Genomic DNA, 16,423 nt, shown 5'->3' with positions numbered 1-16,423 from the left:
TGTGTCGTCTCCCTGTTCCTAAGGAGGATATTCAGCGGCGCGCTTAAAGCCGACAGTCATGCCATGTCTCAGGAGAAACATGCATGAACTCTGAACTCGGTAATTCAAGGAAGGCCTGGTCGGTGCTGATTGTCAGCACGCTGGCCTTCACCGTCTGCTTCATGGTCTGGATGATGTTCGGCGTGATCGGCATCCCGATCAAGAAGATGCTCAACCTCAACGCCACCGAGTTTGGCCTGCTCGCCGCGACGCCCGTGCTGACGGGCTCATTGATCCGCGTCCCGCTGGGCATCTGGACCGACCGCTACGGCGGGCGCATCGTCATGGCGATCCTGATGGCCATCACCGTGCCCGCGATCTGGCTCATGAGTTACGCCACGGCCTACTGGCATTTCCTGGTGATTGGCCTCTTTGTCGGCCTGGCCGGTGGCTCCTTTTCGGTGGGTACACCTTATGTAGCGCGCTGGTTCCCCAAAAACCGCCAGGGCATGGCCATGGGCGTGTACGGCGCCGGCAACTCGGGCGCGGCCGTCAACAAATTTGTGGCGCCGGTGTTGCTGGTGGCCTTTGGCTGGGCCATGGTGCCGCAGACGTACGCCGTCATCATGCTCGGCGCGCTGGTGCTGTTCTGGCTGTTCAGCTACAGCGATCCTTCGCACCTGGTGCCCAGCCGCGTCAAGTTCAGCGACCAGCTCAAGGCACTGAAAGACCCCAAGGTGCTCAAGTACTGCCAGTACTACAGCATCGTGTTCGGCGGCTATGTGGCCTTGTCGCTCTGGATGGTGCAGTACTACGTGGGGGAGTTCGGCCTGGACATCCGCGTGGCAGCGTTGCTGGCGGCGTGCTTCTCCTTGCCCGGCGGCGTGCTGCGTGCCTTTGGCGGCGTGCTGTCGGACAAGTATGGCGCGCACAGCGTGACCTGGTGGGTGATGTGGGTGAGCTGGGTCTGCCTGTTCCTTTTGTCTTACCCGCAAACGGACTTCACCATACTCACGGTCAACGGGCCAGCCACTTTCCATCTGGGGCTGAACGTCTACACCTTCACCGCGCTTATGTTCGCCCTGGGCATTGCCTGGGCTTTCGGCAAAGCCAGTGTTTTCAAGTACATCAGCGACGACTACGGCGCCAACATCGGCGCGATCAGCGGCATTGTCGGATTGGCCGGCGGCCTGGGCGGCTTCGTTTTACCGATCATTTTCGGCGTGCTCATGGATGTGACTGGCATCCGTTCAAGCGCCTTCATGTTCATGTATGGCGTGGTCTGGGTCTCGCTGATCTGGATGTACTGGACGGAAGTGCGCCGCACTGAGGTCATGGGTTCGAACGCAAGCGGCGCATCGGCCTGATGCGCTCATCTTCTTCAAGGGAAAAATCATGAGTACCAAGTCCGCAGCGAGTGCTGCCATTCCGGCTCTTCAACCGCATTCCTCTGGCGCCGACATCACCGACTGGCGCCCTGAGGACGAGCAGTTCTGGGAAAGCACCGGCAAACGCATTGCTTACCGTAACCTCTGGATTTCCGTGCCCAGCCTGCTGTGCGGTTTTGCCGTCTGGGGTATGTGGGGCATCATCACCGTGCAGATGCTCAACTTGGGCTTTCCCTTCACCCAGGCCGAACTCTTCACGCTCACAGCCATTGCGGGCCTGGCCGGCGCCACCATGCGCATTCCGGCCTCCTTTCTGATCCGGCTGGCTGGCGGGCGCAACACCATCTTCCTGACAACCTCCATGCTGCTGGCACCGGCCATCGGCACCGGCATCGTGCTGCAGCACCCCGAGTGGCCGCTGTGGTCTTTCCAGCTGATGGCGCTGTGGTCGGGCGTGGGTGGCGGCAACTTCGCCAGCTCCATGTCCAACATCAGCACCTTTTTCCCCAAGCGCCTGCAGGGCACGGCACTCGGCCTAAATGCAGGCTTGGGCAATTTCGGCGTGACGACCATGCAGATCGTCATCCCACTGGTGATGACTCTAAGTCTCTTCGGAGGCTTTGCGGGCGAATCGACGACACTGGTCAAGGACAGCGGCTGGATCTTTGGCAAGATTGTTGCGGGCACACCCACCTGGATCCAGAACGCCGGTTTTGCCTGGCTGTTGTCGCTGGTGCCGCTGTCCGTCATCTGCTTCTTCGGCATGAACAACCTGAAGACCGTCTCGCCCGCCATTGGCGGCACGATCCCGGCCTTCCTCAAGATCATCTGGCTTTACACCCTGTCTTTTGTGCCGGCAGGCATCGGCCTGTACCTCTACCTGCCCAAACCCACGGGCTTGGGCTTGCTCAACATGTGGATCGCCATGCCCTTGATTGTGGCGAGCACCTTGCTGGTGCTCAAGCTCACTGCTTTTGGCACGATGAAAGAAAACATCACCAAGCAGTTTGCGATCTTCAGCAACAAACACACCTGGTCACTGACTCTGCTGTACATCGTGACTTTCGGCTCCTTCATCGGATTTTCGATGGCCTTGCCGCTGGCCATCACGGTGATCTTCGGCATCAGCCACGTGCCGGACGCCGCTGGCGTCATGCAGCACACGCTGAAGAACCCGAATGCGCCGTCGGCGCTGACCTTTGCCTGGATAGGCCCATTTGTCGGTGCGCTGATCCGGCCCGTGGGCGGCTGGGTCTCGGACAAGGTGGGCGGCTCCATCGTGACCCAGATCATTTCTGCCGTCATGGTCGCGGCCTCCGCAGGCGTGGGGTACGTCATGCTTCTTGCCTACAAGTCGGCCACGCCCGAGGAGTATTTCTTACTCTTCATGGTGCTGTTTATCGTGCTGTTTGCCGCCAGCGGCATTGGCAACGGCTCCACCTTCCGCACGATTGGCGTCATCTTCGACCGCCAGCAGGCCGGCCCCGTGCTGGGCTGGACATCGGCCATCGCCGCCTATGGTGCCTTCATCGCTCCGGTGGTCATAGGCGCGCAGATCAAGGCCGGCACGCCGGAAAACGCTATGTACGGCTTTGCCATCTTCTATGCCCTGTGCCTGGTGCTGAACTGGTGGTTTTACCTGCGCCGCGGCGCCGAGATCAAAAACCCCTGAGCCGCCGCTGCGCCCGCCTCTACCGCTTTACCGCTTTAACGGAGAATTCAATGAGTCATTTTCTCGATCGACTGAGCCACTTTTCCAACCCCAGGGAGTCCTTCTCCGGGGACCACGGTGTCACCACTGCCGAAGACAGAACCTGGGAAGACGCCTACCGCAACCGCTGGGCACATGACAAGATTGTGCGCAGCACCCATGGCGTGAACTGCACGGGATCGTGCTCGTGGAAGATTTATGTCAAGGGCGGTATCGTCACCTGGGAAACCCAACAGACCGACTACCCACGCACGCGCTGGGACATGCCCAACCACGAGCCGCGCGGCTGCTCGCGCGGCGCCAGCTACAGCTGGTACCTGTACAGCGCCAACCGCGTCAAATACCCCATGGTGCGTGCGCGCCTGCTCAAGCACTGGCGCGAGGCCCGCCTGACGCTGCCGCCGGTCGAGGCCTGGGCCGCTGTGGTGCAAGACGACGCCAAGCGGCGCGACTACCAGAGCGTGCGCGGCCTCGGTGGGTTCGTGCGCTCAAGCTGGGACGAAGTCAACGAGATCATTGCGGCCTCCAACGTTCACACGATCAAGAAGCACGGCGCCGACCGCATCATCGGCTTCTCGCCAATCCCGGCGATGTCCATGGTCAGTTACGCCGCCGGTTCGCGCTACCTGTCGCTGATAGGCGGCGTGTGCATGAGCTTTTACGACTGGTATTGCGACCTGCCCCCGTCCAGTCCGCAGGTCTGGGGGGAGCAGACCGACGTGCCGGAATCGGCCGACTGGTACAACTCCGGCTTCATCATTGCCTGGGGCTCCAACGTGCCGCAGACGCGCACCCCCGATGCGCACTTCTTCACCGAAGTCCGCTACAAGGGCACCAAGACCGTCGCCATCACGCCTGACTATTCCGAAGTCGCCAAGCTCTCCGACCTGTGGCTGCACCCCAAGCAGGGCACCGACGCCGCGGTCGCCATGGCCATGGGCCATGTGATCCTGAAAGACTTCTATTTCGGCGGCAACGGCAAGCCGCGCTCGGCCTACTTCGACCACTACGCACGCCGCTACACCGATCTGCCCATGCTGGTGATGCTCAAGGAACACCAGCTGGAAAGCGGCGAAACCGTCATGGTGCCGGACCGCTACGTGCGCGCGTCCGACTTCAACGGCAAGCTGGGCCAGGCGAACAACCCGGAGTGGAAAACCGTGGCCTTCGATGCGCAGGGCAAGGTCGTGTTGCCGCACGGCGCCATTGGCTTTCGCTGGGGCCCTGATGGCCGCGCCGACGCCGGGCAGTGGAACCTGGAGTCCAAAGAAGCGCGCCAGGGAGATGAGGTCTCGCTCAAGCTGTCGGTGATGGAGGGTGATGCCCCCAGCGCCGATAGCGCCAGGGTCGGCTTTCCGTACTTTGGCGGCATTCACCATGACCATTTTCAGAACAACGAGCAGGGTGATGTGCTGGTGCGCACCGTGCCGGTGCAACGCATTTCACTGGGCAAGGCCGGTGAGGAGCGCTCGGCCCTGGTGGCGACGGTGTTCGACCTGCAGGTTGCGCAATACGGCATTCCCCGCGGCTTGCCCGGTGAACTGGTCGCCGCCGACTTTGACGACAACAGCCCCTACACCCCGGCCTGGCAGGAGCAGATCACCGGTGTTCCGCGCGACCAGATCATCGCCGTTGCACGCCAGTTTGCCGACAACGCCGACAAGACCGAGGGCCGTTCCATGGTCATCATCGGCGCTGGCATGAACCACTGGTACCACAGTGACATGAATTACCGCAGCGTCATCAACATGCTGATGATGTGCGGCTGTATCGGCAAAAGCGGCGGGGGCTGGGCGCACTACGTGGGCCAGGAAAAGCTGCGACCGCAGACCGGATGGACCCCGCTGGCCTTCGCGCTCGACTGGATTCGCCCGCCCCGGCAGATGAACTCCACCAGCTTCTTTTATGCGCACACCGACCAGTGGCGCTACGAGAAGCTCGGCGTGGATGAGGTGTTGTCGCCGCTCGCCGACAAGAAGCTTTACGGCGGCAGCATGATCGACTACAACGTGCGCGCCGAACGCATGGGCTGGCTGCCGAGCGCACCGCAATTGCAGACCAACCCGATGCAGGTGGTCAAGGATGCGCAGGCTGCGGGCCTGGATGCCAAGGACTATGTCGTCAAGTCGCTCAAGGACGGCTCGCTCAAGATGAGCTGCGAGGACCCGGACCACCCGGACAACTGGCCACGCAACATGTTTGTCTGGCGCTCCAACATCATCGGTTCGTCGGGCAAGGGGCATGAGTATTTCCTCAAGCACCTGCTGGGCACCGACAACGGCGTGCAGGGCAAGGATTTAGGAACGGAGGAGGGCAAGCCCGAGGAAGTGGTGTGGCACAACAAGGCGCCCGAGGGCAAGCTGGATCTGCTGGTCACGCTCGACTTCCGCATGAGTACCACCTGCCTCTACTCCGACATCGTGCTGCCGACCGCAACCTGGTACGAAAAGAACGACCTCAACACCAGTGACATGCATCCCTTCATCCATCCGTTGTCCACGGCAGTGGACCCGGTGTGGCAATCGAAAAGCGACTGGGAAATCTACAAGGGCTTCGCAAAAAAATTCAGCGAGCTGTGCGAAGGCCATCTCGGTGTCGAAAAGGAAATGGTGCTGACCCCGGTGATGCACGATACCCCGGGTGAGCTGGCCCAGCCTTTTGAAGTGAAGGACTGGAAGCGCGGCGAGTGCGAATTGCTGCCCGGCAAGACTGCGCCCCAGATGCAGGTGGTTGAACGCGACTATCCCAACGTCTACAAACGCTTCACGGCTGTCGGCCCCCTGCTCAACAAGGTCGGCAACGGCGGCAAGGGCATTTCGTGGAATACCGAGACCGAGGTCATGCAGCTCGGCCAGCTGAACGGCCTGGTGACTGAGCCCGGCGTGACCCAGGGTATGCCACGCATCAACAGCGACATCGACGCCTGCGAAATGGTGCTGCAACTCGCGCCTGAAACCAACGGCCACGTGGCAGTCAAGGCCTGGGCGGCACTGGGCAAGCAGACCGGCCGTGAACACACCCACCTGGCGCTGCACCGCGAGGACGAGAAGATCCGCTTTCGCGACATCCAGGCGCAACCGCGCAAGATCATCAGCTCGCCGACCTGGAGCGGCATCGAATCGGAAACCGTGTCGTACAACGCCGGCTACACCAATGTGCACGAACTGATTCCATGGCGCACCCTCACGGGCCGCCAGCAGTTCTACCAGGACCACCCGTGGATGCTGGCTTTCGGTGAGGGCCTGGCCAGCTACCGGCCGCCCGTGAACCTGAAGGCCACCGCCGGTGTGCACGGCATCCGCAGCAACGGCAACACCGAGATACTGCTGAACTTCATCACGCCGCACCAGAAGTGGGGCATTCACTCGACCTATACCGACAACCTGTTGATGCTCACGCTGAGCAGGGGCGGACCCATCATCTGGCTCAGTGAAGATGACGCCAAGCTTATTGGCGTGGAAGACAACGACTGGATCGAGGCCTACAACGTTAACGGTGCGATTGCCGCTCGGGCTGTCGTCAGCCAGCGCGTCAAGCCCGGCATGGTGATGATGTACCACGCGCAGGAAAAGATCGTTAACACCCCGGGTTCGGAGATCACCGGTCAGCGTGGCGGCATCCACAACTCGGTCACGCGCATCGTGCTCAAGCCGACCCACATGATTGGCGGCTACGCGCAGCTTTCCTACGGCTTCAACTACTACGGAACCATAGGCACCAACCGCGACGAATTCGTCGTGGTGCGCAAGATGGACAAGGTGGACTGGCTGGACACGCCGCGCGATGATGACAAAGCGTTTGCCGTGCAGCAAATGGGAGAAGCAGCATGAAAGTACGCGCACAAATCGGCATGGTGCTGAACCTGGACAAGTGCATCGGCTGCCACACCTGTTCGGTCACCTGCAAAAACGTCTGGACCAGCCGGCCCGGCATGGAATACGCCTGGTTCAACAACGTCGAAACCAAGCCCGGCGTCGGTTACCCCAAGGAGTGGGAAAACCAGGACAAGTGGAACGGCGGCTGGATACGCAAGGCCGACGGCTCCATCGAGCCGCGCCAGGGCGGCAAGTGGAAGCTGCTGATGCGCATCTTCTCCAACCCGAACATGCCGCAGATCGACGACTACTACGAGCCCTTCACCTTCGACTATGACCATCTGCAGTCGGCGCCGGAAATGAAGGCCACGCCGACGGCGCGGCCGCGCAGCCTGATCACCGGCAAGCGCATGGAAAAAATCGAGTGGGGCCCGAACTGGGAAGAAATCCTCGGCGGCGAATTCTCCAAGCGCAGCAAGGACGCCAACCTGGCGAACTTCGACCAGGTCCAAAAAGACATGGTCGGGCAGTTTGAAAACACCTTCATGATGTATTTGCCGCGCCTGTGCGAGCATTGCCTGAACCCGGCCTGTGTGGCCTCCTGCCCTTCCGGCTCGATCTACAAACGCGAGGAAGACGGCATCGTGCTGATCGACCAGGACAAGTGCCGCGGCTGGCGCATGTGTGTTTCGGGCTGCCCGTACAAGAAAATTTATTACAACTGGAAGAGCGGCAAGGCCGAGAAATGCACCTTCTGCTATCCGCGCATTGAAGCCGGCCAGCCGACCGTCTGCAGCGAAACCTGCGTGGGCCGCATCCGTTACCTGGGTGTGGTGCTGTATGACGCCGATCGCATCCAGGAAGCGGCCAGCGTGGAGGACGACAAAGACTTGTACCAGGCCCAGCTCGACATCTTCCTGGACCCGAACGATCCGAAGGTGATTGAACAGGCGCGCAAGGACGGCATTCCTGAAGCCTGGCTGGAAGGCGCACGCCGCAGTCCTGTCTACAAGATGGCGGTGGAATGGAAGGTGGCGCTGCCGCTGCACCCCGAGTACCGCACGCTGCCCATGGTCTGGTACGTGCCGCCGCTGTCGCCCATCACCTCGGCGGCCAACGCCGGGCACATAGGCGTCAACGGCGAGTTGCCAGATATCGCCCAGATGCGCATTCCCGTGCAGTACCTGGCTAACCTGCTGACCGCCGGCGACACGGCGCCGGTAATCCGTTCCCTGCAGCGCATGCTGGCCATGCGTTCCTACCAGCGCAGCAAACATGTGGACCAGGTGCAGAACCTGGCGGTGCTGGAGCAGGCCGGGCTGACGGTGACCGAGGTCGAGGAGATGTACCACATCATGGCGATTGCCAACTACGAAGACCGCTTTGTGATCCCGACCACCCACCGCGAATACGCTGAAAACGCTTTCGACATGCGCGGCGGCTGCGGCTTTACCTTCGGCAATGGCTGCTCCGACGGCGCCAGTGATGTCAGCCTTTTCGGCGGCAACAAGAAACGCACTATTCCCATCAAGGTGGAGGTCTGAACCATGGCACTTTTCAACAACACCCCCGCTACGGCTTCGAAGAGCCTGCGCGTGCTGGCCCGGCTGCTTGCGTATCCCGACGCCGAATTGCGCAGCCACCTGAGTGCGATGCGAGAAGTCCTGCACGAAGAGCGCGCACTGCAACCGCAGCGGATGGCCGAGCTGGACGCACTGATCGAAGCGCTTGCACTGGCACCTGCGCTCGAGACCGAGGCGGCTTACGTCGAACTGTTCGACCGGGGCCGCGCCACATCGCTGCACCTGTTCGAACACGTGCATGGCGATTCGCGCGATCGTGGGCCGGCCATGATTGACCTTGCGCAGACCTACGAGAAGGCCGGCATGTACCTGGCCGAGGGGGAAATGCCGGACTTCCTGCCGGTGGTGCTTGAATTCACCTCGACCCAACCGCCGCGCGAAGCGCGCGAGTTTCTGGTCGAGATGGCGCATATCTTCAACTCGATTTTTGCAGCGCTGCAGCAGCGCGAAAGTGCCTATGCCTCTGTGCTGGGGGCCTTGCTGGAGCTGGCCGGGGAAAAGGCCCAGCCGGTGCAGATTGCCGCGGAAGAACCTATCGACGCGGTCTGGGAAGAGCCGGTCGTCTTTGACGGCTGTTCGTCCAAGGGCCAGGCCAGGCCGGACCAGCCGCAGCCCATCCATATCGTGCCCCATGTGCGCAAGGCACGCCCCATCCAAGGAGTACAAGCATGAGCCCCGGACTTCACGGATTTCTTTTTGGCGTCTACCCCTACATCTGCCTGACGGTGTTCCTGCTCGGCAGCCTGATCCGCTTCGACCGCGACCAGTACACCTGGAAAAGCGACTCTTCGCAGCTGCTGCGTACCGGCCTGCTGCGCTGGGGCAGCAACCTGTTCCATGTGGGCATCCTGTTTCTGTTTTTTGGTCACTTGGTCGGCCTACTGGCACCGCACGCGTTCTATGCCCGTTTCCTGGAAGCGTCGGTCAAGCAAAAGATCGCCATCTACTCGGGCGGTGCTTTCGGCATCCTGTGTTTTATCGGGCTGTCCATGTTGATCTACCGCCGTGTGTTTGACCCACGCATCCGCTATACCAGCCACAGAACCGACTTGGCCATCCTGTTGATTTTGTGGGTGCAACTGGTGGTCGGCTTGATTACCCTGCCTTTTTCCTGGGCGCACTCCGACGGCAGCGTGATGCTGATACTGGCCGACTGGGCGCAGCGCATCCTCACCTTGCGCGCGGTGGATTCCGCGGTGCTGGCGGGCCTGCCCTGGCCCTATCTGCTTCACCTCGTATTCGGGATGACCATCTTCCTGCTGTTCCCATTCAGCCGCCTGGTGCATGTGTGGAGCGGCTTCGCGTCGGTCGGCTACCTGCTTCGCCCTTACCAGGTCGTGCGCAGCCGCCGGCTTGGCGTTCCCCGGGCCAAGTCGCCCGGCGCTCCTTGACCTCACCATGAACCAGGGACTCTCCATGACCAGTCAAACGCTTTCTTCACCCGCCGCGGCCCAAGGCTGCGGCAGCGGTTCCTGCCAATGTGCTTCTGCGCCAGCCCAGCCCGCTGTGCCAGACGCGCTGGTCAATGGCATCGCCCTGCATGCAAGCGGGCAGCGCCCGGACACGGCGACGCTGCGCGAGCTTGCCTACACCGAATTGCTGCGCCAGCAAGCGGTGTCGCAAGACCTGCTCCCGCGCCACATCGGTCTGACCGCCCCGGAACTGGGCCAGGCTGAACGCGAAATCATCGAGGCCATGGTGGACCGGCAAGTAGTCAGCCCCCTGCCTGGCGACGAAGAAGGCCGGCGTTATTACGAAGCCCACAAGGCGCAATTTCTGGTGGGCCAGGCGCTGCATGTGCGGCACATCCTGTTTGCGGTCACGCCCGGTGTCAATGTCCAGGCACTTACCGTGCATGCCGAACGCGCCTTGCTGGAGCTGTCACACAAGGGCGTCGCCCCGGAGAGGTTTGCCCAGCTGGTCGCTGAACTCTCCAACTGCCCGAGCAGCACGCAGGGCGGTGACCTCGGCTGGATCACGCCGGACGACTGCGCGCCCGAACTGGCGACGGAACTGTTTCACCTGCAGCATGCGCAAACCGGCACCGGCGTGCAACCGCGCCTGTTTCATACACGTTTCGGCTTCCACATCATCGACGTGCTGGAGCGCCGCAGCGGCACCCAGCCCGCCTATGAGGAAGTACATGAGCGCATTGCCGCGCTGCTGACCATGCAGTCGCGCGCCAGGGCTTTGCATCAGTACATGAGCCTGCTCATTGGAGAGGCAGACATTGAAGGTATTGCTCTTGAGGGAGCGGATTCACCTCTCGTGCAATGAACAAAAAAAACGCCGCACCCACCGACGAGCTCTTGTTGCGGCTGCGGCGTTTTCACTCCGACTATTTTCCCCTGCATCAACAGCGCTTCCAGGACCTGGTGGCACAGGGCCAGCATCCGAAGACCCTGTTCATTGGCTGCTCGGACTCGCGTGTGGTGCCCTACCTGCTGACCGACGCGGGCCCGGGCGAACTGTTCATCGTGCGCAATGTGGGCGCCTTCGTTCCGCCCTATGACGGCTCGCACGGCTTGCACGGCACCACGGCGGCGATCGAATTCGCGGTGCTCAGCCTGCATGTGGAACGCATCGTCGTTTGCGGTCACAGCCACTGCGGCGCCATCCGCGCCGCGTACGAAGGCGTTCCAGAGGAAGCAGTAGCCCTGCATGCGTGGCTCAAACTGGCCAGCGAGGCCTTGCTGCCCGTGACCGCGAGCCCCGAGGCCCTGCGCCGCACCGAACAACGCGTTGTGGTGCTGCAACTGGAGCGCCTGATGGCTTATCCCATGGTGCGGCGCGAAGTCGAAAAAGGCGTATTGACATTGCATGGGTGGCATTACGTGATTGAGGACGGTGAAATCCACGTCTTTGATCTAAAACAAGGAAGCTTTGTACCCGCCGCGATAGCCTTCGACAGCGGCACTGGCCCGTACCAACCTTATGTGGAGCACGATGGACAAATCATCAGCAATTGACCTTGCCGCGAAGGCGAGCGTTAATCCGATCACGGCGGCAGCAGCGTTGCAGGCACTTGCCCACGACTCGGGCCTTCGGCCCTGGCGCATTGGCGGCGAGGAGTTGATCCCGGTGGTGCAGGGTGGGATGGGCGTGTGCGTCTCTGCGGGTGGCTTGGCTGGCACGGTGGCACGCCTGGGTGGCGTGGGTACCCTGTCGTCCGTGGACTTGCGGCGCCTGCATCCTGATCTGATGGCCAAAACACGCCATCTGAACAAGGAGCCTGATGCCCGGGCCTTGATCGATGCCGCCAATCTTGAAGCGCTTGACCGGGAAATTCGCCTGGCCCGTCAGCTGTCACAGGGCCGCGGCCTGATTGCCGTGAATGTCATGAAGGCCCTCAATGCCTACGAAGACTATGTGGGCCAAGCCATGGCCAGCGGGGCCGATGCGCTGGTGGTCGGTGCCGGTCTGCCGCTTGATTTACCGGAGCTGGCGCGCGACTATCCCAACGCGGTGTTGATCCCCATTCTGTCGGACGCGCGTGGCGTGCAATTGCTGGTGCGCAAGTGGCAAAAAAAAGGGCGCCTGCCTGATGCCATCGTGATTGAGCATCCCGGTCTCGCGGGTGGCCATCTGGGCGCCGCCAAAGTCGCGGATCTGCATGACAAGCGTTTCGATTTCGAGGTCGTCATTCCGCAGGTGCTGGAATTCTTCAAAACGGCCGGCATCGAACGCGAGATCCCGCTGATTGCCGCCGGCGGCATCAACTGCAGGGACGACATCCTGCGCTTGCAAGCCCTGGGCGCTTCGGCCGTGCAGCTTGGCACGGCCTTTGCCGTCACCAAGGAGTGTGATGCCGATCCTGCCTTCAAGAAGGTGCTGGCCGAGGCAAAACCGGAAGACCTGGTGGAGTTCATCAGTGTGGCCGGCTTGCCCGCCCGCGCCGTGCGAACACCATGGCTGGACAAATACATGCGGCTGGAACCCCGGCTCCAGGCGGCGGCCCATGTCAAGGCCAAATGCAACATGTCGTTCGACTGCCTCGCCCACTGCGGCCTGCGCGATGGCGTGGCCGGCATGGGACAGTTCTGCATCGACCAGCAGCTCGGCCATGCCTTTGAGGGCGACGTCCGTAAAGGCCTTTTCTTCCGTGGTACCGCCCGGCTGCCGTTTGGCGAACAGATCCGTTCGGTGCAAGAATTAATGCAATGGCTGCTCGGCGGAGTTCGGCCAGCAGGAGCACCAGCATGAAACGCGAACAATTCGGCCGACCGCAGGACCTGACGGCCACCCAGCCCATCAGCCAGGACGTGCTGAAGGAAAAATACCTCAAGCCCGGCGAAACGGGCATGGAAGATATCTACCGGCGTGTGGCGCGCGCTCTGGCTTCGGTCGAACCGGAGGCGGAGCGCGCTCAACACGAAGCGTTGTTCCTGGAGAACCTGCACGCGGGCGCGATCGGCGCAGGCCGCATCATGAGCGCAGCGGGCACCTCCATCCAGGCCACGTTGATCAACTGTTTTGTGCAACCAGTGGGTGACTGCATCCAGGGTGTTGACGACGGCGGCTACCCCGGCATCTACGAGGCCCTGCGCGAAGCGGCCGAAACCATGCGGCGCGGTGGCGGCGTGGGTTACGATTTTTCACGCATACGGCCGCGCGGCGCCGAGGTCAAAGGCACCGCTTCCATGGCCTCCGGGCCGTGCAGCTACATCAACGTCTTTGACCAGTCTTGCTCCACCGTGGAGAGCGCGGGTTCCCGGCGCGGCGCGCAGATGGGTGTGCTGCGCATCGATCACCCGGATGTGCACGAGTTCATTACCGCCAAGCGCACGCCTGGGCGCTGGAACAACTTCAATGTGTCGGTCGGCATGCCGGACACCTTCATGCACGCGCTCGCCGAAGACCAGCCCTGGGAGCTGGTGCACAAGGCCAGACCCGGCGCCCCGTTGATCGCGCAGGGCGCCTTCCAGCGCGCGGACGGCCTATGGGTCTACCAGACCGTGGCGGCGCGCGATTTGTGGGATACCGTGATGCGCTCGGCCTATGATTTCGCCGAGCCAGGCATCCTGTTTCTGGATCACATCAATCAGGACAACAACCTGCGTTATTGCGAAGACATCGCGGCGACCAATCCCTGCGGCGAACAACCGTTGCCCCCCTATGGCTGCTGTGACCTCGGGCCCATTATTCTCACGCGTTTTGTGCGTCACCCTTTTAGCTTCAACGGCGTGCCGGCCTTTGATTTCGAAGCCTTTTCGAAATCGGTGGCGACCCAAGTGCGTGCGCTCGATAACGTGCTGGACGTCACCTTCTGGCCGCTGCCGCAGCAGCAGGCCGAATCCGCCGCCAAACGCCGCATCGGCGTCGGTTTCACCGGGTTAGGCAATGCACTGGCCATGCTATGCCTGCGCTACGACGCACCCGAGGGCCGCGAGATGGCGGCGCGTATCGCCGTGTGCCTGCGCGATGCGGCGTATGCCGCGTCGGTGGCGTTGGCAAAGGAAAAGGGCGCATTCCCGAAGTTCGATGCGGCAGGCTACCTCGCCCCAGGCACCTTTGCCAGCCGGCTTCCTGCAGCCTTGCAGCAATCCATCCGCGCGAACGGCATCCGCAACAGCCACCTGCTGTCGATTGCCCCGACCGGTACCGTCAGCCTGGCCTTTGCCGACAATGCATCGAACGGCATCGAGCCTCCGTTCTCGTGGATGTACCGGCGCAAGAAACGCGAGTCTGACGGCAGCACCACCGAGTACGCAGTGGAAGACCATGCATGGCGCCTGTACCGCGAACTTGGCGGCGACGTGGACAAGCTGCCTGGTTATTTTGTGTCGGCGCTCGAAATGTCGGCGGACAGCCACATTGGCATGATGGAAGCGGTGCAGCCGTTTGTGGACACGGCGATTTCCAAAACCGTCAATGTGCCGGCCGACTACGCCTACGAAGACTTCAAGGGCCTGTACCAGCAGGCCTGGCGCGCCAAGCTCAAGGGTTTGGCCACTTATCGGCCCAACGCCATTCTCGGCTCGGTGCTGGAAACCCATGCGGACCCCGCAGCCCTGCCAGCAGCCGCGCCCGCCGTGGACCCGATGCGCACAGTGATCGAAAGCCGGCCCAAGGGCGCATTGTCGGCGGTGGCGGAAAAGGTGGATTACTGGACGCAGGAAGGGCGCAAGACGCTCTATATCGTGGTGTCCTTTCTGCCCGTGCCTGCCGCCATGGGGGAAGGCACGGTCGAACGCGCGATCGAATTTTTCATGCCCGTGGGGCAGAGCGGCGAGTCGCAGCAATGGATCACCTCCAGCATGCGCATGCTTTCGCTGGCGGCACGCGGTGGTTTCCTGGAACGTGCACTCAGTGACATGCGCAAGGTGGCCTGGGACCGCGGCCCGGTGCGACTGGGAACTTACGAGAAAGCCGACGGCACGCGCGTGCCGTTATGGCACGACTCTGAAGTGGCGGCCATTGCCTATGCAGTGCAAAACATCATCGCGCGGCGGGCCGGGCAGCATGCTGCCTGGGCAGCACCCGTGGCGGAGCCACAGGTCGACATGGCGCTTGCCCCTCCGGTGATGGCGGGCAAGAAGTGCCGCGAATGCGGTGCCCATGCCGTGATCCGCAAGGACGGTTGCGACTATTGCACCCAGTGTGGCCATCTGGGGGTGTGTGGATGAGTAAAGGCCCGGTCATCGCCCTGCGGGTGAGTCCGGGCAAGCCGTCGGCCAGTGAGCGCGCCAGGGTAGACCGGCGCTGGCGTGCAGGCCATCTGTTGCTGGCGCCGCACCGGCTGGGGTTTTTCCTTGCGATGGTGGTGCTGGTGGGGACCGGTGCGTGGTGGGCACTGGTGCAACTGGACCGTGTCAGTCCCGCGCTGAACCTGCCTTACGCGCTGTCGCCTTCGCTGGTGCACGGGACGCTGATGACCTTTGGCTTTCTGCCGCTCTTTTTTTCCGGATTTCTTTTTACGGCTGGCCCCAAGTGGCTGGGCGTGCCGTCACTCGCGACCCGGCAACTGCGGGTGCCGTTGCTGCTCCAGGCGGCAGGCTGGCTGCTATGCCTGGCCGGTGCTCACCTGCATGGCTTGACAGCCCTCGCCGGGCTGGCGATGGCCGCGGCCGGCCTGGGCTGGGTGACGGCCTTGTTCTGGGGCCTGCTCCGGCGCAGCCCGGTTGAAGACCAGGTGCATGCACGCACCATAGGTGTGGCCTGCGTGGTCGGTTGTCTGGCGCTGGCCGGGCTGGTGCTCAGCCTGCTGCTGGGCGCACCCGCCGTGGCACGGGCCTGCCTGCTCACCGGTTTGTGGGGTTTTGTCGTCGTGGTGTATGTCTCGGTAGCGCACCGCATGATTCCGTTTTTCACCTCCAGTGCTCTGCCTTTCATCGATGTCTGGCGGCCCTTCTGGGTGTTGCGGCTGATGCTGGCTGTCGCTGCTGTTGAGGTGGCCGCCGTGTGGATCGAGTTTGATGGCCAGCCGCAGGGTGACGGGGGCATGGCCTGGACGGCCATGCGCGGTGTTTTTGAACTGGCTGCCGGAGGTGTTTTCCTCTGGCTGGCCGTGGTGTGGGGCTTGATGCAAAGCCTGAAGAACCGGCTGCTTGCCATGCTGCACATCGGTTTTCTGTGGTTCGGCCTGGCGTTCGTTCTGGAGGGTGTGGCGCAACTGCTTGGCCTGGTACAGGATGCCCCCGTCCTGGCACTCGGCGCGCTGCACGCCCTGACCATGGGTTGCCTGGCCTCGCTGATGCTGGCCATGGTGACACGCGTGTCCTGCGGCCACAGCGGGCGCGCGCTGGTGGCCGACCGGCTGGTATGGTCGCTTTTCCTGCTGCTGCAGGCAGCAACCCTGCTGCGTATTGGCGCGGCCGCGCAAAGTGCTTTTGCCGCGTGGCTGCTGCTGGCGGCCGTCCTGTTGTGGGCCGGGGTCATGGGCGTGTGGGGTGTGCGTCTAGGCAACTGGTACGGCCGCGTGCGTGCCGACGGCCGACCCGGCTGAAA

The 16,423-nt window shown here is 62.4% G+C and carries 11 protein-coding genes; all 11 read left to right on the top strand.

Annotation, left to right across the window (positions count from 1 at the left end; all coding sequences use genetic code 11):
- Nucleotides 1–83: 83 nt before the first annotated feature.
- Genes AC1DYR_RS14620 through AC1DYR_RS14570 form a run of 11 tightly spaced genes read left to right on the top strand, consistent with a single transcriptional unit; the run spans nt 84 to nt 16,421 of the window.
- Nucleotides 84–1,346 (top strand): MFS transporter, encoded by a 1,263-nt coding sequence (locus AC1DYR_RS14620; RefSeq protein ID WP_477705715.1) that lies wholly within the window; start codon nt 84–86, stop codon nt 1,344–1,346.
- A 28-nt stretch (nt 1,347–1,374) separates the two neighbouring features.
- Nucleotides 1,375–3,039 carry an MFS transporter gene (locus AC1DYR_RS14615; protein ID WP_477705714.1) on the top strand — a complete coding sequence of 555 codons (1,665 nt, stop codon included), beginning with the start codon at nt 1,375–1,377 and terminating at the stop codon, nt 3,037–3,039.
- A gap of 50 nt (nt 3,040–3,089) precedes the next feature.
- The gene (locus AC1DYR_RS14610; protein WP_477705713.1) at nt 3,090–6,908 is read left to right on the top strand and encodes a nitrate reductase subunit alpha; all 3,819 of its coding nucleotides are present in this window, start codon (nt 3,090–3,092) and stop codon (nt 6,906–6,908) included.
- Complete coding sequence (gene narH, locus AC1DYR_RS14605) at nt 6,905–8,437, top strand: nitrate reductase subunit beta (RefSeq protein WP_477705712.1); 1,533 nt, start codon at nt 6,905–6,907, stop codon at nt 8,435–8,437. The genes AC1DYR_RS14610 and narH overlap by 4 nt, the downstream gene beginning before the upstream one ends.
- Before the next feature lie 3 nt (nt 8,438–8,440).
- The gene (narJ, locus tag AC1DYR_RS14600) at nt 8,441–9,148 is read left to right on the top strand and encodes a nitrate reductase molybdenum cofactor assembly chaperone (RefSeq protein ID WP_477705711.1); all 708 of its coding nucleotides are present in this window, start codon (nt 8,441–8,443) and stop codon (nt 9,146–9,148) included.
- On the top strand, nt 9,145–9,867 hold the full coding sequence (narI, locus tag AC1DYR_RS14595) for a respiratory nitrate reductase subunit gamma (protein ID WP_477705710.1): 723 nt from the start codon (nt 9,145–9,147) through the stop codon (nt 9,865–9,867). The genes narJ and narI overlap by 4 nt, the downstream gene beginning before the upstream one ends.
- Before the next feature lie 25 nt (nt 9,868–9,892).
- The gene (locus AC1DYR_RS14590) at nt 9,893–10,753 is read left to right on the top strand and encodes a peptidylprolyl isomerase (RefSeq protein WP_477705709.1); all 861 of its coding nucleotides are present in this window, start codon (nt 9,893–9,895) and stop codon (nt 10,751–10,753) included.
- Nucleotides 10,750–11,445 (top strand): carbonic anhydrase, encoded by a 696-nt coding sequence (locus tag AC1DYR_RS14585; RefSeq protein ID WP_477705708.1) that lies wholly within the window; start codon nt 10,750–10,752, stop codon nt 11,443–11,445. Before AC1DYR_RS14590 ends, AC1DYR_RS14585 begins: the two co-directional genes overlap by 4 nt.
- A complete protein-coding gene (locus AC1DYR_RS14580; RefSeq protein ID WP_477705707.1) occupies nt 11,423–12,679 on the top strand; it encodes an NAD(P)H-dependent flavin oxidoreductase in 1,257 nt (418 codons plus the stop codon). The genes AC1DYR_RS14585 and AC1DYR_RS14580 overlap by 23 nt, the downstream gene beginning before the upstream one ends.
- The gene (locus tag AC1DYR_RS14575) at nt 12,676–15,102 is read left to right on the top strand and encodes an adenosylcobalamin-dependent ribonucleoside-diphosphate reductase (protein WP_477705706.1); all 2,427 of its coding nucleotides are present in this window, start codon (nt 12,676–12,678) and stop codon (nt 15,100–15,102) included. The genes AC1DYR_RS14580 and AC1DYR_RS14575 overlap by 4 nt, the downstream gene beginning before the upstream one ends.
- A complete protein-coding gene (locus AC1DYR_RS14570) occupies nt 15,099–16,421 on the top strand; it encodes an NnrS family protein (RefSeq protein WP_477705705.1) in 1,323 nt (440 codons plus the stop codon). Before AC1DYR_RS14575 ends, AC1DYR_RS14570 begins: the two co-directional genes overlap by 4 nt.
- Nucleotides 16,422–16,423 lie beyond the last annotated feature (2 nt).

This window comes from Polaromonas sp. P1_F9 (assembly GCF_056405615.1).
Note: the sequence above shows the minus strand (reverse complement) of the source record. Positions and strands in the feature narration are given on the sequence as shown.